This window comes from Acinetobacter sp. LipI_19 (assembly GCF_058242925.1).
Genome location: NZ_JBZAYK010000013.1, coordinates 1 through 2,339, shown reverse-complemented (window position 1 = coordinate 2,339; position 2,339 = coordinate 1). Strand labels below are relative to the sequence as shown.

At 49.3% G+C, this 2,339-nt stretch carries 2 rRNA genes; both read left to right on the top strand.

What is annotated here, in order from left to right:
• A 23S ribosomal RNA gene (locus AC4CVF_RS22275) occupies positions 1-2,015 on the top strand; the annotation flags it as partial.
• 182 nt (positions 2,016-2,197) lie between these two features.
• Positions 2,198-2,312 (top strand): 5S ribosomal RNA (rrf, locus tag AC4CVF_RS22270).
• Positions 2,313-2,339 lie beyond the last annotated feature (27 nt).

Below are 2,339 nucleotides of genomic sequence, written 5' to 3'. Positions count from 1 at the left end.
ATCCCGACTTACCAAACCGATGCAAACTCCGAATACCTATGAGTACTATCCGGGAGACAGACTGCGGGTGCTAACGTCCGTAGTCAAGAGGAAAACAATCCAGACCGCCAGCTAAGGCCCCAAAATTATAGTTAAGTGGGAAACGATGTGGGAAGGCATAGACAGCTAGGAGGTTGGCTTAGAAGCAGCCACCCTTTAAAGAAAGCGTAATAGCTCACTAGTCGAGTCGGCCTGCGCGGAAGATGTAACGGGGCTAAAACTATATGCCGAAGCTGCGGATGTATACTTAGTATACGTGGTAGGGGAGCGTTCTGTAAGCCGATGAAGGTGTATTGAGAAGTATGCTGGAGGTATCAGAAGTGCGAATGCTGACGTGAGTAACGACAATGCGAGTGAAAAACTCGCACGCTGAAAGACCAAGGGTTCCAGTCCAACGTTAATCGGGGCTGGGTGAGTCGACCCCTAAGGCGAGGCCGAGAGGCGTAGTCGATGGGAAATTGGTTAATATTCCAATACTTCTGTGTAATGCGATGAGAGGACGGAGAAAGTTAAGTCAGCCTGGCGTTGGTTGTCCAGGTGAAAGGCAGTAGGCATGCATCTTAGGCAAATCCGGGGTGCTCTATGCTGAGAGCTGATAGCAAGCTAGTTTACTAGCGAAGTGGCTGATACTATGCTTCCAGGAAAAGTCTCTAAGCTTCAGTTACACAGGAATCGTACCCGAAACCGACACAGGTGGTCAGGTCGAGTAGACCAAAGCGCTTGAGAGAACTCTGCTGAAGGAACTAGGCAAAATGGTACCGTAACTTCGGGAGAAGGTACGCTGCTGACGGTGATAGGACTTGCTCCTTGAGCTATTGGCAGCCACAGAAACCAGGCCCCTGCAACTGTTTATTAAAAACATAGCACTCTGCAAACACGAAAGTGGACGTATAGGGTGTGATGCCTGCCCGGTGCTGGAAGGTTAATTGATGGGGTTAGCGTAAGCGAAGCTCTTGATCGAAGCCCCAGTAAACGGCGGCCGTAACTATAACGGTCCTAAGGTAGCGAAATTCCTTGTCGGGTAAGTTCCGACCTGCACGAATGGCATAATGATGGGGGCGCTGTCTCCAGCAGAGACTCAGTGAAATCGAATTCGCCGTGAAGATGCGGTGTACCCGCGGCTAGACGGAAAGACCCCGTGAACCTTTACTGCAGCTTGACATTGAACTTTGATCTTACTTGTGTAGGATAGGTGGGAGGCTTTGAAGTAGTGACGCCAGTTGCTATGGAGCCATCCTTGAAATACCACCCTGGTAATATTGAGGTTCTAACTCTGTCCCGTTATCCGGGACGAGGACCATGTCTGGTGGGTAGTTTGACTGGGGCGGTCTCCTCCTAAAGAGTAACGGAGGAGTACGAAGGTGCGCTCAGCGTGGTCGGAAATCACGCGTAGAGTATAAAGGCAAAAGCGCGCTTAACTGCGAGACCCACAAGTCGAGCAGGTACGAAAGTAGGTCTTAGTGATCCGGTGGTTCTGTATGGAAGGGCCATCGCTCAACGGATAAAAGGTACTCTGGGGATAACAGGCTGATACCGCCCAAGAGTTCATATCGACGGCGGTGTTTGGCACCTCGATGTCGGCTCATCTCATCCTGGGGCTGAAGCAGGTCCCAAGGGTATGGCTGTTCGCCATTTAAAGAGGTACGCGAGCTGGGTTTAGAACGTCGTGAGACAGTTCGGTCCCTATCTACCGTGGGCGTTGGAAATTTGAGAGGATCTGCTCCTAGTACGAGAGGACCAGAGTGGACGAACCTCTGGTGTACCGGTTGTGACGCCAGTCGCATCGCCGGGTAGCTATGTTCGGAAGGGATAACCGCTGAAAGCATCTAAGCGGGAAGCCTACCTCAAGATAAGATTTCCCTAGGACTTTATGTCCTCTAAAGAGCCGTTGAAGACTACGACGTTGATAGGTTGGATGTGGAAGTGCGGTGACGCATGAAGCTGACCAATACTAATTGCTCGTGAGGCTTGACTATACAACACCCAAGCAGTTGTATACGAACTTCGAAAGAAGTAAGCATCATTTGATTCATAAAAGATCAAACATACTTGATTTAGTTGTAAAGCTAGTTAAAATATTCAACTCAAATGTTCTGTTAAACTCATTTGGTACGAAGTAAGGCATTTAAATAAGACCCGAACAAGTCCATAACAGTTTGCTGGCGACAATAGCAAGAGTGAACCACCTGATCCCTTCCCGAACTCAGAAGTGAAACCTCTTAGCGCTGATGGTAGTGTGGGGTTACCCATGTGAGAGTAAGTCATCGCCAGCTTTTAAATCTAAAACACCCCGGTCTCTA